At 48.5% G+C, this 1,228-nt stretch carries 2 protein-coding genes; both read right to left on the reverse strand.

Features of this window, described 5'->3' with window-relative positions; genetic code table 11:
• Positions 1-139: 139 nt before the first annotated feature.
• A complete protein-coding gene (locus tag BIS10_RS18790; protein ID WP_113270565.1) occupies positions 140-805 on the reverse strand; it encodes a response regulator transcription factor in 666 nt (221 codons plus the stop codon).
• 14 nt (positions 806-819) lie between these two features.
• Positions 820-1,128 (reverse strand): copper-binding protein, encoded by a 309-nt coding sequence (locus BIS10_RS18795; protein WP_253507817.1) that lies wholly within the window; start codon positions 1,126-1,128, stop codon positions 820-822.
• Between the last annotated feature and the right edge of the window lie 100 nt (positions 1,129-1,228).

Here is a 1,228-nt window from a genome sequence, read left to right on the forward strand (position 1 = left end):
CCATTTTGGATAGCGGCTGTTGGTGCTTGGTGAACGGTGTAAGGTCCTGAAACTATAGCACTTTCAGCCGCTTTCTTTTATCCCCTCATGAGAAATCCGGGCTAGCCAGGCGAGTAGTCGAAAACGTAAACTGCGCCGATCAATGTGAAGCAAAGAAATACCCCTGGCCGCGGCGAGTTTGGATAATTGATTTGCCTAGATAACGGCGCAGACGAGCGATATAGACTTCGACCAAGTTAGGTGCGGCGGCATCCTGTTCCAGGGCATAGAGCTGCTCTAATAACTGCTCTTTGGAGTGAATGCGATCTGGATGCAGCATTAAGTAGCGTAGTAATCGAAACTCTGTCGCCGTTAGCGAACGCCAAGTTTCTCCCTCTAGGCATACTCGTTGACCTGCTTCATCCAGCGATACGCCATTGAGCGTCACAACTTGAGATAACTGACCAGACTGCCTGCGCAGCAGTGCCTTCAAACGGGCCATAAGCTCGGCTTCATGGAAGGGTTTTGCTAGGTAATCATCGGCACCCGTTTCAAGACCAATGACTTTATCTTCCCAAGTATCGCGCGCCGTCAAGATCAAGATAGGCGTGCTGCGTTTTTGCTTGCGCCACTGGGCTAGTAGATCTAGTCCCGAGCCATCGGGCAAACCGAGATCTAAGATAGCCAGCTCGTAATGCTCGGTTGCCATTAGCGACTTGGCCGCTTTCAATGAAGCGGCCAAGTCGACAAGGTAACCGTTGTCCTTGAGACTCTCTGCCAAGCTTTCTGCCAGCAAATCATCATCTTCGAGTAGCAACAGTTTCATGGGTAAACGTCAGATTAGAAAGTAAAATTGCCGTACATGCCGGATTCGTAATGGCCGGGAATGTTACAAGCATACTCTAGCTCGTTAGTATTATCAGGAACACTCCATAATAGAGTCCCGGTGTCACCAGGTGCAATTGTGACGCCTGCCATGCTCATATTGGCCATATCGTGGCCTTCACCTTGTGACATGTTTGACATGTCATGACCTTCGCCATTTGCCATGTCTAGCATCATTTTTCGATGCTCTTCATGGGCTTCTTTACTGCCAATCACAAATTCATGCTCTAAATTGCCGGTGTTGGTGATTTCAAATTTAACCACCTTGATCCTGCCCAGTAACGGTGGACACCTCAAGAACGTCATACGTTACGATGAGGTGAACCATGGCAAGATCGACAACATCAATGAAGAAAAAATCATA

It is taken from the genome of Halomonas sp. 707B3 (assembly GCF_024158645.1).
GTDB classification, from domain to species: Bacteria; Pseudomonadota; Gammaproteobacteria; order Pseudomonadales; family Halomonadaceae; genus Vreelandella; species Vreelandella lionensis.

Excerpts from the sequence above, each read along its gene's own strand:
- BIS10_RS18790 (WP_113270565.1), bottom strand. The coding sequence starts at position 805 with ATGAAACTGTTGCTACTCGAAGATGATGATTTGCTGGCAGAAAGCTTG.